Annotated in this window: 18 protein-coding genes; 6 read left to right on the top strand and 12 right to left on the bottom strand. The window is 63.8% G+C overall.

Annotation, left to right across the window (positions count from 1 at the left end):
* Genes ribD through glyA form a run of 3 tightly spaced genes read right to left on the bottom strand, consistent with a single transcriptional unit; the run spans position 1 to position 2,962 of the window.
* A complete protein-coding gene (gene ribD, locus ACCAA_RS13975; protein ID WP_186407862.1) occupies positions 1-1,236 on the bottom strand; it encodes a bifunctional diaminohydroxyphosphoribosylaminopyrimidine deaminase/5-amino-6-(5-phosphoribosylamino)uracil reductase RibD in 1,236 nt (411 codons plus the stop codon).
* Positions 1,236-1,706: a transcriptional regulator NrdR gene (nrdR, locus tag ACCAA_RS13970; RefSeq protein WP_186407861.1), complete on the bottom strand. Its 471-nt coding sequence runs from the start codon at positions 1,704-1,706 to the stop codon at positions 1,236-1,238. The genes ribD and nrdR overlap by 1 nt, the downstream gene beginning before the upstream one ends.
* Complete coding sequence (glyA, locus tag ACCAA_RS13965) at positions 1,703-2,962, bottom strand: serine hydroxymethyltransferase (protein WP_186407860.1); 1,260 nt, start codon at positions 2,960-2,962, stop codon at positions 1,703-1,705. The genes nrdR and glyA overlap by 4 nt, the downstream gene beginning before the upstream one ends.
* A gap of 158 nt (positions 2,963-3,120) precedes the next feature.
* On the opposite strand from glyA, the gene ACCAA_RS13960 reads away from it, so the two are divergent.
* Together ACCAA_RS13960 and ACCAA_RS13955 are read left to right on the top strand one after the other, a co-directional pair.
* A complete protein-coding gene (locus ACCAA_RS13960; protein WP_186407859.1) occupies positions 3,121-3,600 on the top strand; it encodes a DUF7931 domain-containing protein in 480 nt (159 codons plus the stop codon).
* 111 nt (positions 3,601-3,711) lie between these two features.
* The gene (locus ACCAA_RS13955; protein ID WP_186407858.1) at positions 3,712-4,602 is read left to right on the top strand and encodes a DMT family transporter; all 891 of its coding nucleotides are present in this window, start codon (positions 3,712-3,714) and stop codon (positions 4,600-4,602) included.
* A gap of 27 nt (positions 4,603-4,629) precedes the next feature.
* Here the strand turns inward: ACCAA_RS13955 and ACCAA_RS13950 are convergent, their stop codons facing one another.
* Genes ACCAA_RS13950 through ACCAA_RS13940 form a run of 3 tightly spaced genes read right to left on the bottom strand, consistent with a single transcriptional unit; the run spans position 4,630 to position 6,949 of the window.
* Positions 4,630-5,388, bottom strand: a complete 759-nt coding sequence (locus ACCAA_RS13950) for an amino acid ABC transporter ATP-binding protein (protein ID WP_281193199.1) — start codon at positions 5,386-5,388, stop codon at positions 4,630-4,632.
* A 13-nt stretch (positions 5,389-5,401) separates the two neighbouring features.
* Positions 5,402-6,160: an amino acid ABC transporter permease gene (locus ACCAA_RS13945; RefSeq protein ID WP_186407857.1), complete on the bottom strand. Its 759-nt coding sequence runs from the start codon at positions 6,158-6,160 to the stop codon at positions 5,402-5,404.
* Between the two features lie 15 nt (positions 6,161-6,175).
* Positions 6,176-6,949: an ABC transporter substrate-binding protein gene (locus ACCAA_RS13940; protein ID WP_186407856.1), complete on the bottom strand. Its 774-nt coding sequence runs from the start codon at positions 6,947-6,949 to the stop codon at positions 6,176-6,178.
* Between the two features lie 338 nt (positions 6,950-7,287).
* Between ACCAA_RS13940 and ACCAA_RS13935 the strand changes: the two genes are divergently transcribed.
* Entirely contained in the window at positions 7,288-11,004 is a 3,717-nt protein-coding gene (locus ACCAA_RS13935) for an AsmA family protein (RefSeq protein ID WP_186407855.1), read from the top strand.
* A 185-nt stretch (positions 11,005-11,189) separates the two neighbouring features.
* Here ACCAA_RS13935 and ACCAA_RS13930 read toward each other — a convergent pair whose 3' ends face one another.
* Positions 11,190-11,393 (bottom strand): heavy-metal-associated domain-containing protein, encoded by a 204-nt coding sequence (locus tag ACCAA_RS13930; RefSeq protein WP_186407854.1) that lies wholly within the window; start codon positions 11,391-11,393, stop codon positions 11,190-11,192.
* Positions 11,394-11,636: 243 nt separating this feature from the next.
* On the opposite strand from ACCAA_RS13930, the gene ACCAA_RS13925 reads away from it, so the two are divergent.
* From ACCAA_RS13925 to ACCAA_RS13915, 3 genes are all read left to right on the top strand, one after another.
* Positions 11,637-11,888: a type II toxin-antitoxin system Phd/YefM family antitoxin gene (locus ACCAA_RS13925; RefSeq protein WP_186407853.1), complete on the top strand. Its 252-nt coding sequence runs from the start codon at positions 11,637-11,639 to the stop codon at positions 11,886-11,888.
* Entirely contained in the window at positions 11,885-12,139 is a 255-nt protein-coding gene (locus ACCAA_RS13920; RefSeq protein ID WP_186407852.1) for a Txe/YoeB family addiction module toxin, read from the top strand. The genes ACCAA_RS13925 and ACCAA_RS13920 overlap by 4 nt, the downstream gene beginning before the upstream one ends.
* A gap of 164 nt (positions 12,140-12,303) precedes the next feature.
* Positions 12,304-12,771, top strand: a complete 468-nt coding sequence (locus ACCAA_RS13915) for a YidB family protein (protein ID WP_186407851.1) — start codon at positions 12,304-12,306, stop codon at positions 12,769-12,771.
* 138 nt (positions 12,772-12,909) lie between these two features.
* Here ACCAA_RS13915 and ACCAA_RS13910 read toward each other — a convergent pair whose 3' ends face one another.
* From ACCAA_RS13910 to ACCAA_RS13890, 5 genes are all read right to left on the bottom strand, one after another.
* The gene (locus ACCAA_RS13910; RefSeq protein WP_186407850.1) at positions 12,910-14,109 is read right to left on the bottom strand and encodes a DUF3322 domain-containing protein; all 1,200 of its coding nucleotides are present in this window, start codon (positions 14,107-14,109) and stop codon (positions 12,910-12,912) included.
* Positions 14,106-17,474, bottom strand: coding sequence for an ATP-binding protein (locus ACCAA_RS13905; protein WP_186407849.1), 3,369 nt, complete (start codon positions 17,472-17,474; stop codon positions 14,106-14,108). Before ACCAA_RS13905 ends, ACCAA_RS13910 begins: the two co-directional genes overlap by 4 nt.
* Positions 17,467-18,108 carry a DUF4194 domain-containing protein gene (locus tag ACCAA_RS13900; RefSeq protein WP_425394486.1) on the bottom strand — a complete coding sequence of 214 codons (642 nt, stop codon included), beginning with the start codon at positions 18,106-18,108 and terminating at the stop codon, positions 17,467-17,469. Before ACCAA_RS13900 ends, ACCAA_RS13905 begins: the two co-directional genes overlap by 8 nt.
* Complete coding sequence (locus tag ACCAA_RS13895) at positions 18,105-18,992, bottom strand: transposase (RefSeq protein WP_186407848.1); 888 nt, start codon at positions 18,990-18,992, stop codon at positions 18,105-18,107. Before ACCAA_RS13895 ends, ACCAA_RS13900 begins: the two co-directional genes overlap by 4 nt.
* Positions 18,993-19,219: 227 nt before the next feature.
* Positions 19,220-19,807, bottom strand: coding sequence for a PEP-CTERM sorting domain-containing protein (locus tag ACCAA_RS13890; protein ID WP_186407847.1), 588 nt, complete (start codon positions 19,805-19,807; stop codon positions 19,220-19,222).
* Between the last annotated feature and the right edge of the window lie 325 nt (positions 19,808-20,132).

The raw sequence follows: 20,132 nt of genomic DNA, 5'->3' as shown, positions 1-20,132 counted from the left end.
CTAAACCTGGTTGAAACGGGCCAGCAAGCGCAGATCGGGGCCCAGCGAGCGCAAGTCGTGGATGGCCAGATTGCGCCGGCCGGCCAGTGATTCGAGCGGCGGCAGGTCGAACATTCCGCGCGCAGCGTCACCGAGCAGACAGGGCGCCAGGTAGAGCAACAATTCGTCGACCAGGTCGGCAGCGAGCAAGGAACCACTCAGGGCAAAACCGGCCTCGGCATGCACTTCGTTGATCCCGCGCCGGGCGAGTTCCTTGAGCAACGAGAGCAGATCGACCCGCCCGCCGGGCCCGGGCAGCAACACGACTTCGGCGCCACGCTCGGCAAGCGCCTCGATCTTGCGTTGATCAGCCAGTGCAGCGGCGACCAGGACATGGCCATCACACAACACCCTGGCGTCCAGCGACAGTTCAAGCCGGCTGTCGACCAGCACCTTCAGAGGCTGACGCAAACGGCCATCACTGCTGAAGACACCCGCGACGACGGAAGTGGTGACCGTTCCCCTCTCCCCCGGCCCCTCTCCCGCATGCGAGAGAGGGGCGATTTGTGAGTCGCGGGCGCGACTTTCATGGAAAGCACTCGTCAGCAGGTCAACACCGCGCACATTGAGCTGCGGGTCGTCGTGGCGGACCGTGCCGATGCCGGTCAGGATGGCGCAAGCGCGCGCGCGCCAGCGATGCCCATCCTGCCTTGCCGCCGCGCCGGTCAGCCACTGGCTGGCGCCATTCTGGAGCGCCGTCTTGCCGTCGAGGCTGGCGGCGAGTTTCAGGCGCAGCCATGGACGCGAACGCGTCATGCGGGCGACGAAGCCGATGTTGATCTCCCGCGCCTCGGCAGCCATCAAGCCACACTCGGCCAGCACCCCGGCGTGCTGCAACATCGCCAGCCCCTGTCCCGCCACCTGCGGATTGGGGTCCTCCATGGCCGCGACGACGCGCGTCACTCCCGCCGCCAGCAGTGCTTCGGCGCAAGGTGGCGTGCGGCCATGGTGACTGCACGGTTCGAGAGTCACATAGACGGTTGCCCCGCGTGCCGCCTCGCCGGCCGCCTGCAAGGCGTGAATTTCGGCATGGCGGCCGCCGGCACGCAGATGCCAACCTTCACCGACGACGCGGCCCTCGCTGACGATGACGCAACCGACACGCGGATTGGGGGTGGTCGTGAACAAACCGAGTTCGGCAAGGCGGAGCGCACGCGCCATGAAATCGTGGTCGGCGACGCTGAAACCCTGCGCCATCAACGACCCAGAGGCTGCGGCGAAAGGGAGACTTCGCGAATGACTTGCGAAAACTCGTCTACATCCTCGAAATTCCGATAGACCGAGGCGAAGCGAACGTAGGCCACCTTGTCGAGCTTCTTCAACTCGCGCATGACCAGCTCGCCGACCTTCTCCGAGGCCACTTCACGCTCGCCAAGGGCCAGCAGCTTTTCCTCGATGCGCACAATCGCCGCTTCGACCCCCTCGGCGCTCACCGGCCGCTTGCGCAGCGCCAGAGTCAGACTGGCGGCCAGCTTCTCGCGATCGAAGTCGACCCGCGAACCATTCTTCTTGATGACTTGCGGCAGCCGCAGTTCTGCCCGCTCGTAAGTCGTGAACCGCTTGTCACACGTGAGACAGCGTCGCCGCCGACGGACGATGTCGCCATCGTCGTTGATCCGGGTGTCAGCGACCGCCGTTTCGTCAGCGGCGCAGAACGGACACTTCATCCCGCCGACGGACCATATACCGGGTAGATCGAGCACAGCGCCGACACCTCGCGGCGCACCCGACGGAGAACCTCTTCGTCGCCGGGAGAATCGAGCACATCGGCAATCAGGTGCGCAACCTGCTCGGATTCGATCTCGGTGAAGCCGCGCGTGGTCATCGCCGGCGAACCGACGCGGATGCCCGAGGTGATGAAAGGTTTTTGCGGATCGTTCGGGATCGCGTTCTTGTTGACCGTGATGTGCGCTGCACCGAGCGCGGCTTCGGCTTCCTTGCCGGTGATGTTCTTGGCGCGCAGATCGACCAGGAAAACGTGCGATTCGGTACGACCGGAGACGATGCGCAGGCCCCGCTGCTCCGAGAGGACGCGCGACAGGACGCGGGCGTTGGCGATCACCTGCTCCTGGTAAGCGCGAAAACCGTGCGTCAGTGCTTCCTTGAAGGCCACCGCCTTGGCAGCGATCACGTGCATCAGCGGGCCACCCTGCAGCCCTGGAAAAACCGCCGAATTGATCGCTTTTTCGTGCTCGGCCTTCATCAGGATGACGCCACCGCGCGGCCCGCGCAGCGTCTTGTGCGTCGTCGAGGTCACCACATCGGCGTAGGGCACCGGGCTCGGGTAACAATCGGCAGCAATCAGGCCAGCGTAGTGCGCCATGTCGACCATGAAAATCGCGCCGATCTCCTGAGCTACTTTCGCAAAACGCTCGAAGTCGATGCGCAAGGAATACGCCGAGGCGCCGGCGATCAGGATGCGTGGCCTGTGCTCGCGGGCCAGCGCTTCCATCTTGTCGTAATCGATCGCTTCATGCTGGTCGAGACCATAGGCGACGACCTTGAACCACTTGCCCGACATGTTGAGCGCCATGCCATGCGTCAGGTGACCGCCTTCCGCCAGACTCATTCCCATGATCGTATCGCCAGGTTTGGCAAAGGCCATCAGGACCGCCTGATTGGCCTGCGACCCCGAGTTTGGCTGCACGTTGGCGGCCTCGGCGCCGAACAGCTTCTTCAGGCGCTCGATGGCCACCTTCTCGGCCACATCGACGTGCTCGCAGCCGCCGTAGTAACGCCTGCCGGGATAGCCTTCGGCATACTTGTTGGTCATTTGCGAGCCCTGCGCGGCCATCACCGCGTGGCTGACGTAGTTCTCGGAAGCGATCAGTTCGATGTGCTCTTCCTGACGACGATTTTCGTTCTGTATCGCCTGCCAGATCTCGGGGTCCACTTTCGCCAGGGTGTCTTTAGCGGAAAACATCGTACGCCTCACAAGCCTTGAAAAGATGGGGATTGTAGCACGCAGCGACGGTCCTGTCCCTGGGCCGGCCAGCCGGAGCCGAGCAAGCGCTGCCCTCTTGCTTCCCGGCACGTTTGTTACTATGTGTGCTTCGGCAGCAAACAAACGGACCGCCACCAATGACCAGCAAGCTGATCACCACCTGGAGCGAACACGACAGCGCGGTACAGGAAATCCTCGACCTGTCCCCCACCGCGCTACTGGTTTTTGATGAGAATCTGTCGCCGCTCAAACTCGAACGTCCCGAGAGAATCGCTGCCCTGCGTCGCTTGCTGCGCGCCAGGCAACCCACGACGCGGCTGACGATCATCGTGCAGAAGACCGATTTCGTCCGCCAACACAGCCCCTTACTGATGATGCTGCTGACCGACTATGCGCCGGCGATGACGATCATCCACTCGCCGCCGCATCTCGATGCACGCAAGGATTCGCTGCTCATCGCCGACGGCCGACACGCACTCGTTCGCTTCCACCAAGACCACGCCCGTGCGCGCCTGATCATCGATGACTTCGAGGAATGCGCGCCCTACCAGCAGCTCTTCGAAGAGATTCTCGGCGAAGGTGGCGACTCCCTGAGTGCGATGACGCTGGGGCTGTAAGCCGGCGGACAGGATCCGAACATGTCGTTGCGATCCGCTGCGGGCAAGGCCGGGGTGGCATTGCCGCTGGCAGACGACTAAACTGAGCCGCTTTTTCAGGGACGCGCCACCTTGAATCGCTTTCGGGCCAACCTCTTGCTGCTCGCCGTCGCCGTGATCTGGGGTTCGGCGTTTGTCGCCCAGGCAGAGGGCATGGCCGGCGTCGAACCGCTGACCTTCACCGGCATTCGCTTCCTCCTCGGCACGGCCATCGTCAGCCCGTTGGCGTGGCGCGAGTGGTGCGCGCTGTCATCGCGCGGCGCCCGACCGCTACCTACCGACGCGATCGGCGTCGGCTTGCTGGGCGTTCTGCTGATGCTCGGCGCGGCTTTCCAGCAGATCGGCCTGGTCAGTACGAGCGTCACCAACGCCGGCTTCCTGACCGCGCTCTATGTACCGCTGGTGCCGCTGCTCGCCTGGCTGATTCTCAGGACGCGGCCGCACTGGTCGGTATGGCCGACGTCGATCGGCTGCCTGGCCGGGACCTGGCTGCTCTCGGGCGCCGCGGAAGTCGATCCGGTGGTCGGCGATGCCTGGGTGATTGCCAGCAGCGTGTTCTGGGCCCTGCATGTGCTCCTGGTCGGCAGGATCGCCGAGCGTATGGCGGCACCCTTCCTGGTCGCCTGCGGACAGTTCCTGGTCTGCGGCGTGATCAGCCTGATCTGGGCCGCAGGCAGTGAAACGATCACCCTGGCCGGGATTCACCAGGCTTCGCTGGCCATCGTCTATGCCGGGGTCGTCTCGGTGGGCATCGGCTTCACCGCGCAGGTCGTCGGACAGCGCTATGCGCAGCCGGCCGACGCGGCGATCATCCTCTCCGCCGAAACGGTCTTCGCCGCCCTGTTCGGCTTCCTGCTGATGAATGATCGCCTGAACGCGAGCGGCATCGCCGGGTGTGCGCTGATCCTGGCCTGCATCATCGCCGTCCAGATCGCGCCGCTAACCCCGAGAGCTTGCGAATAAATCAGTCAATCAGCACTGAAGCGCCGATCAAAAGCCGTGCCGCACCTGTGACAGGAAGGCCTTGGCGCGGTCGTGATCCGGGTTCGAGAAGAAGCTCTCGGGGGTCGTGTCTTCGAGGATGACGCCTTCGTCGAAAAAGATGATCCGATCGGCAACCTCGCGGGCGAAGCCCATCTCGTGCGTGACGACGAGCATCGTGATGCCGCTATAGGCCAGTTCACGCATCACGGCGAGGACTTCGTTGACCATTTCAGGGTCCAGCGCCGAGGTCGGCTCGTCGAACAGCAGGACCTTGGGGTCCATCGCCAGCGCACGGGCGATGGCCACCCGTTGTTGCTGACCACCGGACAGTTGCACCGGATACTTCGCCGCCTGGTTCTTCAGGCCGACCCGCTCGAGCAGGTTCATCGCCTTGGCCTCGGCGTCGGTCTTGCTCATCTTCCTGACCCGCATCGGCGCCAGCGAGACATTGCGCAGGATGGTCAGATGCGAGAACAGATTGAAGCTCTGAAACACCATCCCGACCTCGCGGCGGATGGCGTCAAGATTTTTCAGGTTGTCGTTGAGGACGATGCCGTCGATCACGATGTCGCCAGAATCATGCGCTTCGAGGCGATTCAGGGTGCGCAGAAAAGTCGATTTCCCCGAGCCCGAAGGGCCGACGATCGCCGTCACCTGCCCCTCGTAGAAGGTCGCCGAAACGTCCTTCAGCGCATGAAAAGTACCGAAACGCTTGGTCACCTGGCGCGCTTCGATGATCGGCCGCAATTCAGCCTGGGTGTTCATGCCGACGCCCTCATCAACGCTTCTGGCCCACATCGAGCTGCGCTTCCAGCGCTGCCGTGAGCGTCGTGAAGGCGGTGGTCAGGATCAGGTAGATCGCAGCCACGGTGACGAAGACCGGGATCGGCTGGTAGCTCTCGGCCTGCACCCGGTAGCCGACCATCGTCAGTTCGACGACGCTGATCGCGTAGGCCAGTGACGAATCCTTGACCAGCGAAGCCAGGTTGTTGGCCAGCGCGGGCAGCGCGACACGCATGCTTTGTGGCAGGACGACGTCCATGAAGGTCTGCATGGGGGTCAGGCCCAGCGCGCGCGCCGCCTCCACCTGGCCGTGCGGAACGGCGAGGATGCCGGCGCGGACGCATTCGGTGTTGTAGGCGCCGATATTCAGCGAAAGGGCAATCGCCGCACAGGCGAAGTCGGACAGCTCGATGCCCTCCGGCATCAGCAGGGGAAATGCCAGCCAGACGAACAGAATCTGCAGCAACAGGGGCGTGCCGCGAATCAGCCAGACGTAGCTGTCGCACAGCCAGCGCAGCGGCCAGAACTTCGACAGCTTGCCCAGCCCGGCGAGGACGCCGATGAGCACGCCGACGGTGCCGGCGATCAACGTCAGCCCGACGGTGACCCTCGCCCCGTCGGCGAACTGCTCGGCCGCCGGCCCGATCGGCGCCGGTGCCGCCGCTAGCGGTACCGCCATCCCCCAGAGAAAGGCGAGCAGCCCGATCATCGCGGCAAACATCGCCCACCCCGGATATTGCCTGGTCCAGTTCATCTGGCTTGGCTAGCGTCAGGAGCGGCAGGAAATGTCTTCCTTGAAGTATTTCTCCGACAGCGCCTTGTAGGTCCCGTCCTTCATCACCTCGGCCAACGCCCCGTTGAGCTTCTCCGCCAGTTCCTTGTTGTTCTTGCGCAGGATCATTGATACGCGCTCGACGAAGACCATCTCACCCGCGCTTATGCCGGCGTCCGGGTTTTTGTCGAGCGTCGCCTTGACCGTGAATTTGTCGGAGATCCAGGCATCCACCTTGTTCGCGCGCAGCGCGGCAAACGCTTCCGGGTCGCCCTTGTAGGTCTTGATCGCCTTGAGTCCCTTGAGTTTCTTGGCCGCATCGGCGTAGGTCGTGGCGAGCTGCACGCCGACGCTCTTGCCGTCGAGCGCAGCGACGGTCAGCGGGCCATCCTTGTGCGCGGCGATCTGTCCGCCGGTGCAGTAATGCGGATTGGCGAAATCGACCGACTTGGCGCGCTCGGCGGTGTACCCGTGCGAAGCAATGGCGAAATCGAAACGATCCTGCTTTAGCGCCGCAATCTGTCCATCGAAGGGCACCACGCGCCATTCGAGCTTCAGGCCAAGTTTCTTGGCGATCGCTTCGGCGAGATCCACTTCAAAGCCGGTCAGCTTCGGGCCATCATAGTAATTGAACGGTTGAAAGCCCCCTTCCGTGGCCGCGATGATGGTTCCGGACTGCTTGATCGCATTCCACTCACGCGCCTCGGACGGACCGACAAGCATCAGCGAGAGAGGAATGACGGCACTCAACAACCTGGCTAGAAAACGCATGACACCTCCTGTGGAAAAAGATCAGAGCCAGCAAACAAGGAATCGCCGTCGCGCCACGCCTTTGCCTTGACCCGGCGAAGACGGCGAAGACGGCGCACAGAGTACAACAAACCGCGGTTCAGGAGAACTTCGCATTTGCGCTCAATGCGCACCGCGGCGGGGCGGATCCCAAGGCCAAGCCGATGACCGAGGACGAGATCGCGGCGGACCTGGAGCCTTCATCGAGCAGCAACCAAAGTGGCCCCCTGAGCAGCACGCGGGCCATTGATGTGCCGTGCGGCGGTTACGGTATCCTTGCATCCTCGACTTGGAGACTCCCTATGAGAGGTTCTTGATCCATGCACGCAGCGGGTTCGTCGACGATCAGACGTTCAGGAAAACTGTTGCTGTGGGGCGTGGGGTTGCTGCTCGCCGCCACGGCTGGGGTTATGCTCCTTTTGGCAACGCTCGACGCTGGCGTATACCGGCGAGCGCTGGAACAGCAACTGTCGGCGGCTCTGGGCCGTACGGTGTCGGTCGGCAGTCTGTCGATCAGCTGGTCCCTACCCGCGACCTTGTCCGCACGCGATCTGCGCATTGCCAACCCACACTGGGCGTCGCGGCCGGACTTCGTCATCGCCGCCAGCAGCGACGTCCGCGTCGACCTCATCGGCCTGTGGTATGGCCAGGTCGTGTTGCACGCATTGCGCCTGCGCGGTGTCGACATGCTGCTCGAACGCAATGCGGACGGCGCGAGCAATTGGACCTTCGGCTCGCCCGATCGCAGTGCTTCGTCCGTGGTCCTGCCCGACTTCGACTCGGTGTCCCTGGCCGAAGCGCGCATCGCCTGGCGGCAAGGCGACGGATCAACGGCGCAGATTCAAGTCGACAGCGCCGAAGCCAGGATTCGCACCGATGCCCCCTTCGAACTGCACGGGCAAGTGCGCTATGGTGAAACGCCGATGCGCCTGGCCGTGAAGGCCGACAAGTCGCTACAGGCCGCACTCGAAGGCAAACCGTGGCGTCTCTCCATGGCTCTGGAAGCGAAGGATGCATCGCTCACGCTCGATGCACGGCTCCCTGCGCTCAACTCGTTCAACTCGCTCGAAGGCGCCGAACTCGGATTCAACGTCAAGGGCGAGCGCCTCGACGCGTGGTCCGGCGTCGTCGGACAGGCATTGCCCCGATGGGGTCCCTATCGTTTGTCAGCGCGGGCACACTACACTCAAGCGAGCCTCCAGGTCGAGGATCTGCGCCTCTCGCTCGACGGGCTGCCGATGCAAGCATCGCATCTGGAGATTGGCAGCGGCACGGCAGTGGTCGGCGCGAACATCGACAGCCGGCTGACGGTCGAGGGCAAGATCGGCGACACGGCGTTCTCGCTCGATGCGGGCAGCGCGCCACTGCCCACGCTGTGGAGCGCCAGCGGTACGCAGCCCCTCACGCTGCGAGGGTCGCTGGCGCAGTTCACACTGAGTGCCGAGGGCAGCGTCGCGCTGACCGACGCTGTCCCGCACTTCGACCTGGCTCTGACAGCGCAGGGCGACGCACTCGAGCCGGCGCGCGTGTTCGCCGGCGTGCTCTCGCGCCAACCGATGCCGGTGGATCTAGCGGCGCGCTTGACGCACTCGCACGAAGGCTATGCGGCCAGGAACATCCGTGGCCGCTACGTCGGCACGACGGTGGCAGGCGACCTCGTGTACGCGAACGGGCCGCGCGCGCGGCTGAGCGGGACACTGAACCTTGGCCTCCTGGACGTCTGGCAGGCCGAGGTCAAAGGGCCGGAAGGCGTCCCCGGCGCTCGGGCACTGGCGACCACCGAGGTCGGCGCGCCGCGCTGGCTGGAGCGCGTCGATACGGACCTGTCGCTGCGCATCGCGACCATTGCCGGCCTGCCCGTGACGGCGCGCAATGTCTCTGGACGCGTGCAGTTGCGCGGGGGCGTGATCGAGCTGCCCGGCTTTGCCGCCATCCTTGCTGACACGCCGGTTACCGGCGACGGCACCCTACGCTGGAAGGACGGCCGGCCGCTGGTCGCTGGCAATGTGCGTATCGCGCTGCTCGACCTGGCCAGGCTCGGCGTAAGCGGCGCGAGCGGTGCACGTTCCGGACCCGGCAGCGCAGTCGACGAGGCGCTGCCGCTGACCCAGTTGCGTGCGTCGGATGCCAACCTGCAGTTCGACATTGCCCGCATCGTGGGTGCCCACGTGCCGATCGGCAAGGTTGCAGCGCTCGCCCGCCTGCAGGGCGGCAAGCTTGCCGTCGAGTTGGCCTCCGCCATGGTGGCCGATGTCCCTTTGCAGGGCCAGGCCACCCTCGATACCAGCGGCAGCGCGTGGCGCCTGGACGCCAGCGCGACGGCCGAGCGCATCGACCTGGAGGCGCTGCTGCGCTCGCTGAAGCAGCCGGCGACGACGAGCGGCGTGATCCCTGGGCTGCAACTGCAGTTCGCTGCGCAAGGGACGAGCGCACGCGCCCTGCTGGCGCAGGCGACGCTGAACGTGCGCAGCGCACCCTTTTCGCTGGCGGTGGGTCGCGACCGCTCTCCGGTAACAGTGCGGAGTGCGAGTATCGACGTAGAGCCAGGCGGCCCGGTGCGTGCGAGTGCGGCTGGAAGCGCACTGGGTACGCCGATGGATCTGACCGTGGTCGGTGGAACGTTGGTCGAACTGCTGAATTTCGAGAGTGCGTGGCCGAAGGTGGAGGCGAACCTGCACACGACTGCAGGCAAGGAATCGCTCCACGTCACCCTGAGCAGCGGGCCATTGCGGCGCCTGATCGGCCTGCGCGACGTGCCACTGGTGCTGCAGGCGACACTGCCTGGCGCACAAGCAAGCCTGCAGGGCACCGTGAACAAGCTTGCGGCGTCCGCAGCCACGCCGCTCACCGGCCGGGTCGAGATCGCCAACCTGGCACAGACCGCGGCACTGTTCACGACAGCGACCCTGCCCGCGATCCCCTTCACCGCTGCGGGGCGCATCACGCTGGGCGACGGCGAGGTGGCGATCGACCAGCTCAGCGCACAAGCCGGCAAGTCGGATGCGACAGGCCGGCTGCGCCTTCGTTGGCGGGGCCGCCCTGCGTTGTCCGCGGACCTCAGCTCCAGGCTGATTGATACCACGCAGTGGGGCACCACCGATGAGGTTTCCGTAGTCGACCGGCCAATCGCCGTAAAGGCTCTGCTGTCACAGGACGCGCAGCTTCGCCTGCGCGCAGAGCGCTTCATTCTGCCCGGCTACGACCTCGCGAAATGGCAGTTCAACGGCACGCTCGCGAACGGGCTGATCGAGTTTTCGACGGCGGCGGCCGAAGGCGACCTGCGCGGCGAACTGCGCTTCGATGTGCGCCGCGACCTGCCCGGCGTGGCCTTGCGCTTGTCTCTCAAGGAGGTCGAGGTGCAGACGCTGTATACGGCGGCGGCCCGGCCAACCGGCGCCACGGCGCCGCGGCTGTCGATGCGCGCACAGCTTGCCGGTTCCGGCGCCACGCTGCGCGACATGCTCGCGACCGGGCAAGGGGAATTGCTGCTCACCGCGAGTGCCGGCACCCTGCCCATGGGTGCGGCCCACGGTCTGGAGAGACTCGCCGGCAACCTGCTCCTGGTGCTGTTGCCGGGTCGCAGGGGAGGTGACGACGCACAGCTCGAGTGTGCAGCCGCGCGCTTCAGCATAGCCAACGGCATCGCCACATCGAGCGATGGCATCGCGCTACGCCTGAAGTACATTGATGTGCTGGGCGGCGGCGCGGCAAACCTGAAGACGAGCGAGATCCTGTTCGGCTATCGGGCAGTGCGGCGCGAGTTGTTCAGCCTCAACTTGCTCAGCCTGACGAGCGGCTTCGCCAAGGTTAGCGGGACGATTGGCCACCCCACCGTCACCCTGGACCCCCGCGGCCTGCTGATCCAGGGCGGCGCGGCCTGGGCCAGCGCCGGACTGTCGTTGCTGGCCGGTGACCTCTGGCGCAAGCTTGAGTCGAGCACCGACCCCTGCGCACGCATCGCCGCCGGCGCGCAGTCGATGGGGGATCCACTGGAGGCAGTGATGCGCGCGGTACCGCCGCTCAAGCCTGCGCAGTGACCGCTTTCGCCCGGTCCGGAGATGAGACGGTGGGACGGCGTCATGCAACAACGGTGCGGCTGGAATGACAGGCACGACCTCATCCACCCGGCTCTTCTGGCTGGCCCAGCGGCCTGCTACTCTCTCCTGACTTGATGGCTTGTGCACGCGATCATTCTTTGGGCCTCCCTGCCAGGCCGCAGCCGCTACTCCGTCGGGTAGCCAGCGTCCTCGATGATCTGGCGAATATCGGCCTCGGAGACCATCGTCGTGTGCTCGATGGTCGCCACGCCGGTTTCCAGCGAGACGTCGACATGGCCGATGCAGGGCAGGTCCTGGATCGCATTCATGACGCTGCGCAGGCAATCGTCGGATTTCATCCCGGTGACTTTGAGGGTAGTGGTGGGCATCAACGGCTCCTGACATGGGTGGCCGCTCATTGTATTCGGTGATGTGGCCTTCGACTGCATCAACCTAAAAACCTCGGTTGGCGAGGGAAAATCCCGTTCATGCTTCGGCTACCGCCACCTTGATCTCCAGAATCTTCCACCCTGCAGGTCGGCATCGACCATTGCCTTCCGTTGGAAAAGGCTGGCAGTGGACAATCGGTTGCCGTGCATGTACATTAAGGCGTACATACCGGGAGACCTACTATGGATGCAATTACCTACACCTCCGTTCGTGCAAACCTCGCCAGCGCCATGGACCGCGTTTGCAACGACCACGAAGCTTTGATCATTACGCGAAACGGAGAACAGTCTGTCGTGATGCTCTCGCTCGAAGACTTCAAGGCACTCGAGGAAACCGCCTACCTCTTGCGCACCCCCGCCAACGCCAGGCGCCTTCTGGCGGCCGCCGCACAACTGAACGCTGGCCAGGGCGTTGAGCGGAAGCTCGTCGAGTGAAGCTGATTTTCGCTGACGAGGCGTGGGAAGACTACCTGTATTGGCAGAAGCAAGACAAGCGCATGGTCGACAGAATCAACAAGCTGATACGTGAGACACAGCGCGAGCCATTCACAGGAGTAGGCAAACCCGAACCGTTGAAGCATGCGCTTTCAGGATTCTGGTCACGCCGGATAACCGATGAGCATCGCATCGTATACCGCGTCGAGAACGATGCGCTGATGATCGCTCAGTTGCGCTTCCATTACTGACGCGCACCCCCAGACGTATGCGCTTCCCTCCGTTGAAGTTGCTTGATCACTCATCGCCCATTGCCCAGAATGCGCATTGCCACCATGATGGACGGCGCGGCACACTGGATCTCGCCACAAGGCGCGACGGAACGATTTTTCTTGACTTGAAGGAGACATGCACCATGGGCTTACTCGATTCGGTACTGGGCTCGGTCCTCGGCGGCCAACAGCCTTTGCAGGCTGGTCAGGGCGGTGGTCTGTCCGGCCTGCTGGGGACACTGTTCAGCAACCCGCAACTGCTGCAGGTGCTCACCGGCTTGCTCGCCAATAATGGCTCCCAGGGTGGACTGGGCGGCCTGATGGCCAAATTCCAGCAGGCCGGTCTCGGGGAGGTAGTGGCTTCCTGGATAGGTTCGGGTCAAAACCAGCCCATTTCCGGCAACCAGCTCACCGACGTGCTGGGGTCGGACGTGATGGCGGATCTGGCTGCCAAACTGGGAACGAACTCCGGTGAAGCGGCTGGCCAGTTGTCGCAGGTTCTTCCGGGCCTGATTGACCAGCTCACGCCTTCCGGTCAGGTCCCGCAGGAGGGCCTCGGTAACGCTGGCGAGCTGATGGGCATGCTGGGCGGCTTGCTGGCCAGACGCTGACCGGCCAAAACGCGACCCTGGTCAGAAGATCATCATCGCGCTGATGATCTCCAGAACCCCAGGGCCTGCCCGTTGACCTCGGCCAGAGAGAGTTGCTCGCCCTCTCCGCTACGGCAGCGACGCGCCTGGAGGGCGCGCTCACCGACTCGGGCGAGCGCGCGAATCGAGCAGCGCCGCAATCGCCGACTCGACCCGGCCGAAAGCGATCCTTTCCTGTTCAAGACGCACATTCCTGCGCAGGCGGTTGTCACGCAGTTCGTCATAGACCGCTCGCTCGCCTTCGTTCAGTCGCGGCAGGTCGCGCAGTGTCTGCTGCAACTCCTCTCCCCACAGCGCTTCAAAAGTCAGCAAGGTCGCGCGATCCATCAGGAACGACTGGACATGGTCGAAGTGCGCGCGCAACTGATCGAGAATCGCGAAGCCATGAGTGTCGAGGTCGCCCCAGTAGTGGATATCGCAGCGCGACAGCCACTCGGCCTGCGCCAGCGTCTCGAAGCCGTAACCGGCGCCGAAGATGATCAAGCTGTCGCTCACTGCCGGGAAAGCGAGGAAATTGACCTCGTTCTCGGTGACGAAAACCCGCGACACGCGCAGGTTGAGGTGGGCAAAACTGTCGGCATCGAGGGTGACATCCTGTTCACGGTCGCCGGGGAGCAGCGCGAGCCGGCGATCCAGAATTCGGAATCGGATGCGCGTCGGTTTGTCGCGAAAACCGTAGCGCCGAGCGAACTGGCTCACTCCCGACGCCGACGGATCGATCGCCGCGGCCGGCAGGGAGAGATCGAGCAGCTCGCTGAGAACACCGCGCTGGCCTTCGATGAACTTGCTGTGCACGCCGGCGATGTCCACCTGCCGCAGGTAGACGCCGGGACGAGGATGGGCCTGCAGCCAGGCGACGATGTCGAGCAGGCGGCTCCATTCTGCGGACAGTTCAAGCGCCCGCAGTGGCCGTCTGGCCAGCCAGTCGAGCAGTGACGGTTGCCGCTGACGCGTGCCGTCTACCAAGGACATGAAACGGTTGACCTCTCGCCGCTTGCCGATCAGCGCCAGCGCGTCGTCCAAAGTATCGACCCAGGCCTCGTTCGGAACCGCATTGGCGCCGAACAGCCGATGACTGAAGTCGCGCATTTCGACCCGGCAGTGCGCCATCGCGCGCAGCTCGCCGACCCAGCCGCGCACCTCGTCGAAGCGTTCGGCCATCTCGGCCGAGGTCGGGACTTTGAGTATCAGACGCCTGGGAAAAAGCGCCTCGCCGGTCACCAGACTGGCGAGCACGTCGCCACGCTCCCACAGCTTCTGTAACTGGGAACGCAGGCCAGCGGGCCTGGTCCAGTTCATCCCGCGGCCTTCGCTTTTTCGGCGTGGTACTCGTCGATCGACAGGTTGCGCAGCCTCGAGGTACGACCCTCCTCGTTGTGCACGAAGCCGACGCTGGCCACGAAGGGCTCGATGATGTGGATCTTCTGCAGCGGCGTGACGATCAGCAGTTGCAGATTGAGCTGCGCGAAAAGGCGCAAGCCGTATTGCGCCGACTCGTCGGAGCCGCGCCCGAAGGCCTCGTCGATGACGACGAAACGGAACGAGCGCGAACGTACGGCGCCCCACTCGAGACCGAACTGATACGCGAGGCTGGCCGCCAGGATGGTGTAGGCCAGCTTTTCCTTCTGCCCGCCCGACTTGCCTCCCGAGTCCGAGTAATGCTCGTGCTCGCTGTCGTCTTCGCGCCAGCGTTCGCTGGCGGCAAAGACGAACCAGTAGCGCACGTCGGTGACCTTGGCTGCCCAGCGGCGGTCCTGCTCGGACAGCCCTTCGCGGCCGCGCAGGCGCTCGATGATCTGCCGCACCTGCAGGAACTTGGCTTCCGAGTACTGCGCGTCTTCCGATCCGGTCAGCGTCCCTTCGGTGCAGGCGCGCAGCTCGCCCTGGAAATCACGGATGTCGGCGTCCGGCGTCGGCTGTGCTTCGAGCGCGATGTAGCGGCCGGGGTTGTAGTCGATCTGGGTCAGCGAAGCGTTGATGCGCGTGATCCGTTCCTTGATCGTCTCGCGCCACATCGCCAGTTGCGCGTTGAAGTTCGCCACCTCGCGGATGGTGTTCTCGTTGAGCAATTCCTTGAAACGCAACTCGAAGCGCGGCAGGTCGTCGGACTGCAGCCTGGTGAGCATCGACCGGTACTCGTCGACCGCTTCGATGGCGACATCGACTTCCTGCGTGTCGAGCGGAAAAGCGAGGCAATAGGCGCGCATCGCGTCGATGAGCTTGTCGCGCAGCTTCCTGAGGCTAACGCCGTAGGCATCCATCCGGCCCTGCAACCAGTCGCGCATTTCGCGCTCGCGGTTGTCGCACGATTCGACGGTGAGCTGGTGCTCGCCGAGCGCTTCGCTGCGCACCGCGTCGAGGCGCTCAAAGTGCGCGGCATGCAGCGCCGGGTCACTGATCAGCACCAGCGTCTGCTGCCGCAATCCCTCGGCAGCCTCACGTCTGGCCTGAGTGGCGCCCAGTTCGCGCGTCTTCTCGGCCAGCGCCGCTTCGCTCTGCGCGAGTTCGGCCTGCAAGCGGGTGAGGCGCGCCGTCAGGCTCTGCAACAGGTCGGACGCCGATTCGAGAAGTCGCTTCTCGTCTTCGAGCTTGGCCACCTCGCTGGCCAGCGACTGCCAGTCGAGTTCCTGATAGTCGCCGTACTCGTCGAGTTTCGAGAGCGCGGTCAGACGCTCCTTGAGCGTCCTCTGTTCGGCCAGGATCCTGCCGATGCGGCTCCCCAACTCGCCGAGCTGCGTCGCTAGCGTCCTGGCCTTGGTTTCGAGCGCGTCGATCTTGGCGGCGTTGGTCCAGCCGAGCACATAGCGACTGCGGTCGTCGATCCGATGGCGGTCGTCTTTCTCGTGCCGCTCGCCGGGGGCCTTGATCTGGCCGGCGCGCGTGATCGCCCGCAGCTCGCGCCGAAACTGCTCTTGCGTCGCGCAGCAGGCGACGTCGAAACGGTGCGCAAGCTCACGTTCCAGCCAGTCGTAATACGGCGAATCGGGCTTGACGGCCAGCTTCCTGACCAGCGAGTCGCGGTGCAGACTGGCCATTTCGCTGCGCGCACTGTGGCGCACGCGGAAATAGACCAGACGTCCCTTGAGCTGGGTCTTGTCCACCCAGTCCGCCACTTGCGCGTAATCGGCATCCGGCACCAGCAGCGACAGGCCGAAGTTGCGCAACAGCCGCTCGGCGGCGCCCTCCCAGTCGCGCTCGTCGGCACGCACCTGCAGCAGCTCGCCGGCAAAAGGCATCTCGCCTTCCGACAGGGCGAGTGCCTGGCACAGCGCCACGCGCATCATGACCTGGTCGGCCGGAATATTGCTGCGTCTCGCTTTCAGGCTGGTGATCTCGGCGGCCAGCTCGTCGTGCTCCTGCTTGCCCTGACGCAGGCTGACGCCCAACTCGGTGAGGTCGTTCTGCAGGCTCGCGTCGCGCTCGCGCGCCGTTTCGGCCAGCGCCGCCAGACGCTGCCGCTGGTCGAGGAAAGCGGACTCGTCCGCAGCCGGTCGCTCGCCGACGGCCTGCACCAGATCGGCGTGGCGCTGCGCCCTGCGTGCCCGCGCCTGGCGCTCCTGATCCTTGCGCCGGATTTCACTCGCCAGGCGGTCGAGACGATCGCCGCCGTTGTCGGCAATATTGCGCTTGAGTTCCGCCTCTTCGCCGCGCTGCCCGTCGCGGCGCTCTTCGTAGCGTTTGAGCTGCGTGTCCTGCCGTCGCCACTCGTCGGCCAGTCCGGCGATGCGCTTGTCGAGCAAGGCCAGCTTCAGGCCGGCAAAGTAGGGTTTGAGCGCCTCGCGGCAGGCGCGCAGTTCCTCGACCTGGGCCACCAGCGACGCGTGCCGCTCGCCATCGGCGACCAGCGGCGAGAGCAGCGCCACCTGCCGCTTGGCCTTCAGCACCGCCTCGTGCGCCCGGTTGAGGTCGTCGAAGTGGCCGATCAAGGCGGCGATGCGCGGCGCCACATCGAAAGGTTCGAGCATGTGGCTGCGCACGAAGTCAGTCAGGTTACCGACCGATTTCATCGACACCGTCTGGTGGAAGAGGTCGAGCGCCTGCTCGTTGTCGATGCCGAAGCGCCGGCGGAACCAGGCGCCGTAGGGCGGAAAGCTGTCGAAGACCTCGGTCCCAGGGCGCCGTAGCCGTTTACGTAGCGCGCCGATGTCGGCGCCGAAGTGGGCAAAATCGACGGCAATCGACAGGTCGCGTTCAGTGGCGACGAAGAAGCGCGCCGGCTGCCCCTGCGCATCCTTGATCCAGAAAACCTGCGCCAGCGTCACCGTCTGGTCGTAGCCGGCGTTATGAAAGACGCCGAGGATCACCGAGTAGTTGTTGTGGTCGCGCAGAGCCACCGGCCTGGCCGTGCCGCTGACTTCGTTGCGCTCCGACTTGTAATGACCGAGCACGTACGAGCGCAAGGTACGCTCGCGGCTGTCGGCGCCAGCGGCCTTGTTGTAGGCGATGCGCTGCGCCGGCACCAGCAAGGTCGTCACCGCATCGACCAGCGTCGACTTGCCCGAGCCGATGTCGCCAGTCAACAGCGAGTTCTTGCCGTCCGGATTGAGCATCCACACGCGGCCATCGAAAGTTCCCCAGTTGAAGACTTCGAGACGCTGCAAACGGAAACCCGAGAGCGCGTCATCGGCGACGAAGTCGAGGCCGAGACTCTGCGTTTCACTCATCCGCCGCCCCCTGCTGGCCGGGCAGCAGCGCGCGATACGCCGCCAGCCGCTGATCGAATTCGGCCAGCCACTGCGCGTCGACAAAGGACTTGAGAATGCGTCGCACCTCGACCATCGCCGGCTGACCATGCTCAACCTTCAGGCGGCGCAGGAAACCCAGCTCGACGACCTTGCCGATATAGAAGTCGATCTGGTCGATGAGCTTCGCCTCGTTGCTGCCTTCGCGCAGGAAAACCCGCATCAGTTCGGCAACCTCGTCGCGCGACAGGACCAGGCGCGTGTCGCCGCCGCCGGCATCGAATTCGGCCAGTTTCTTGCGCAGCAGCGCGAGCAACAGACTGACCGGAAACGACAGCGGACGCCGGGCAACGAGACGCGGCAGCCTGGCCACCGCGCCGTCCGGCGCTTCGGGGCGTGCGCGCAGGAAAGCATAGCCTTCGGCTTCGTCAAGCACCAGTTCGAGGTCGAGCACCGCGACATAGTCGCGCACCCGGCTCTGGAGAGCGAGCAGGGAATTCCACAGACCGGCATCGGATTCCTGATAGATCACCCCCTTGAGCAGGGGAATCACCAAGGCCGACAGGTCGGGGCTGGCCGCCACCGCCACAGAGGCCTCGACATCTTCCTGCATCATTCCGCTGGCGCCTGTTTGACGATCACTGCGACGATCATTTTCTTTCGGTCTTGTTCAAACTTCCGCACCGCGCGACTTACGGTCATGTAGTGGACCGCGAAATGGCGCCCGATCTCGGCCATCGTATAAGCACCGCATAGGTAAGCCTCAGCCATCGCCTGATCCCGATCGGCGTGACGCGCCCGGTACTCATCCAGCGATAAAGCGATCGATCGTCGGTGCGCCCTGGAAACTTCGCGCAGATCCTCTGCGTTTCTTGTCTGCCGGTGGCGCCCCTCGAACGCCTGGTCACCCAGCAACAGTTGATGACGAGTGGCCAACATTGGACTAGGCAAGCCCTCGCCCGCCATCACGAACTGCCCATAGCGCTCAAGCGCTTCGCCGCGGTTTGCAGCAAACTGACCAAGCAGCCCATCCGTATCCAGCCACGACGGCGGTGCCTCCTGGCCGGTAGTGAAAGGGTAACTGCTCCAGCGCCAGTCCTCAAGCGATTCCACCAGCTTGGCGCGCAGTGGGTTGAGCACGACATAGCGAGTCAACTCCAGTAAGTAGGCTTCCTTTTGTACGAGGATCGCCTTGTAGCGCCCCTGAAAGAGATGGCCAACCAGGCTATGGCGGCGGTTGAAACGCTGCGTATAAAGGCCGTTCAATTGCCGCATCCCACCGGAGAGATTGCCATCCACCGTCTCGACCAGCAGATGATAGTGATTGGTCATCTGACAAAAGGCATGCACCACCCAGTTGAACCGCGCGCAAACCAGGCCCAGCACCTCCAGCCAATCACTGCGATCATCGTCGCTCAGGAAAACATCTTCCCGACGATCACCGCGCGAGGTAACGTGATAAACGGCGCCCGGAAATTCCAGCCTCAATGGTCTAGCCATCTGTGGAGTATAACAGAGATTGCTGGAATGTTAGAACTGACCCCGGAAGCACTGCTGACCCCGGAAGCACTGATCCCCAGAAGCAGAAGTTCACGCCACCTCGGGTAATAGCGGGGGTGCGCCGTGGACATGTACGCGGGAAGGCAGAGCATCATGCCCGCGACAAGAAAAACGGCCACTCCGCAGAGTGGCCGTTTGTTTTCAGTTCAGAACCGCGTCGTGTCGTGTCAGACTGACGCTGCCTTCTTCATCTGTCGCCGGCTGTTGGCGAGCAGGCCGGCCAGGGCGATGGGGAACAGAAGCGCAGTGGCGGGCTCGGGAATGTCAGACTGCACGTAGATGCTTACGTTGCCCCCTTGGTCATTGGTGTAGTTCAAGACATTTTGGAGACTTCCCGTTTCAACCACGGTGGCGAAGGGCGCTACGCTCGTGACAAACTGAGCCGGGTCGGAAATGAAATCAATAACCGTAAAGACACTATTGATATGGTGAAGCCAGACCTGGTCTGATAAGGGGCCTCCCGGGCTTTCCAGGATATTGATCAGGGCTTCAAAGCCACTGGTGCTGGTACCTATCTGATTCACAGTAGCATCTACAGGGTATCCACTGGGAACGAAAGGCGAGGAAAGGTAAAAAACTTCAGAACCAAGCTTGGTTACGTCAGCACCGTTGTCGGCTGTCATACGAATACCGGCCTCGTTAGCTAGCTCAATGAAATTCACAACCCTGGCTGATGCACTACCGGCCGTCAACGCAAGCGTCGCGAATGCGGCTAGGACAACTTTGACAGGTTTACCGAGACGAAGAGAAAACATGATTTACACCCTCCTAAAAGATGAAGATTACGATGAACCCGGCGAGAACTCCCGATTGAAAGCGGTGCCAGTCTGACCGAACAGCGTCGCGATGCTGGCCAGCCTTGCGAAGACTCAAGCAAGGTGCGTGCCACGCCGGCTTGTTTTGTGGCAATCTATTGATTTTGGTAAATAATATTATGCCTGATCAACGCCCCCCGATCTCCTGGGGATCTCGGTGTAAAGATTTTCGACACTAACCTGAACGGAAGTTTAGCCGAAGCTAACGAATAGCGTTTATCTGCCGCCCCGAGGACGTTCGGTCCAAGCGCAGGCGTATCGCGGC

The sequence above is a fragment of the Candidatus Accumulibacter aalborgensis genome (assembly GCF_900089955.1).
Classification (GTDB): domain Bacteria; phylum Pseudomonadota; class Gammaproteobacteria; order Burkholderiales; family Rhodocyclaceae; genus Accumulibacter; species Accumulibacter aalborgensis.
This window is presented reverse-complemented; position numbering and strand designations above follow the sequence as displayed.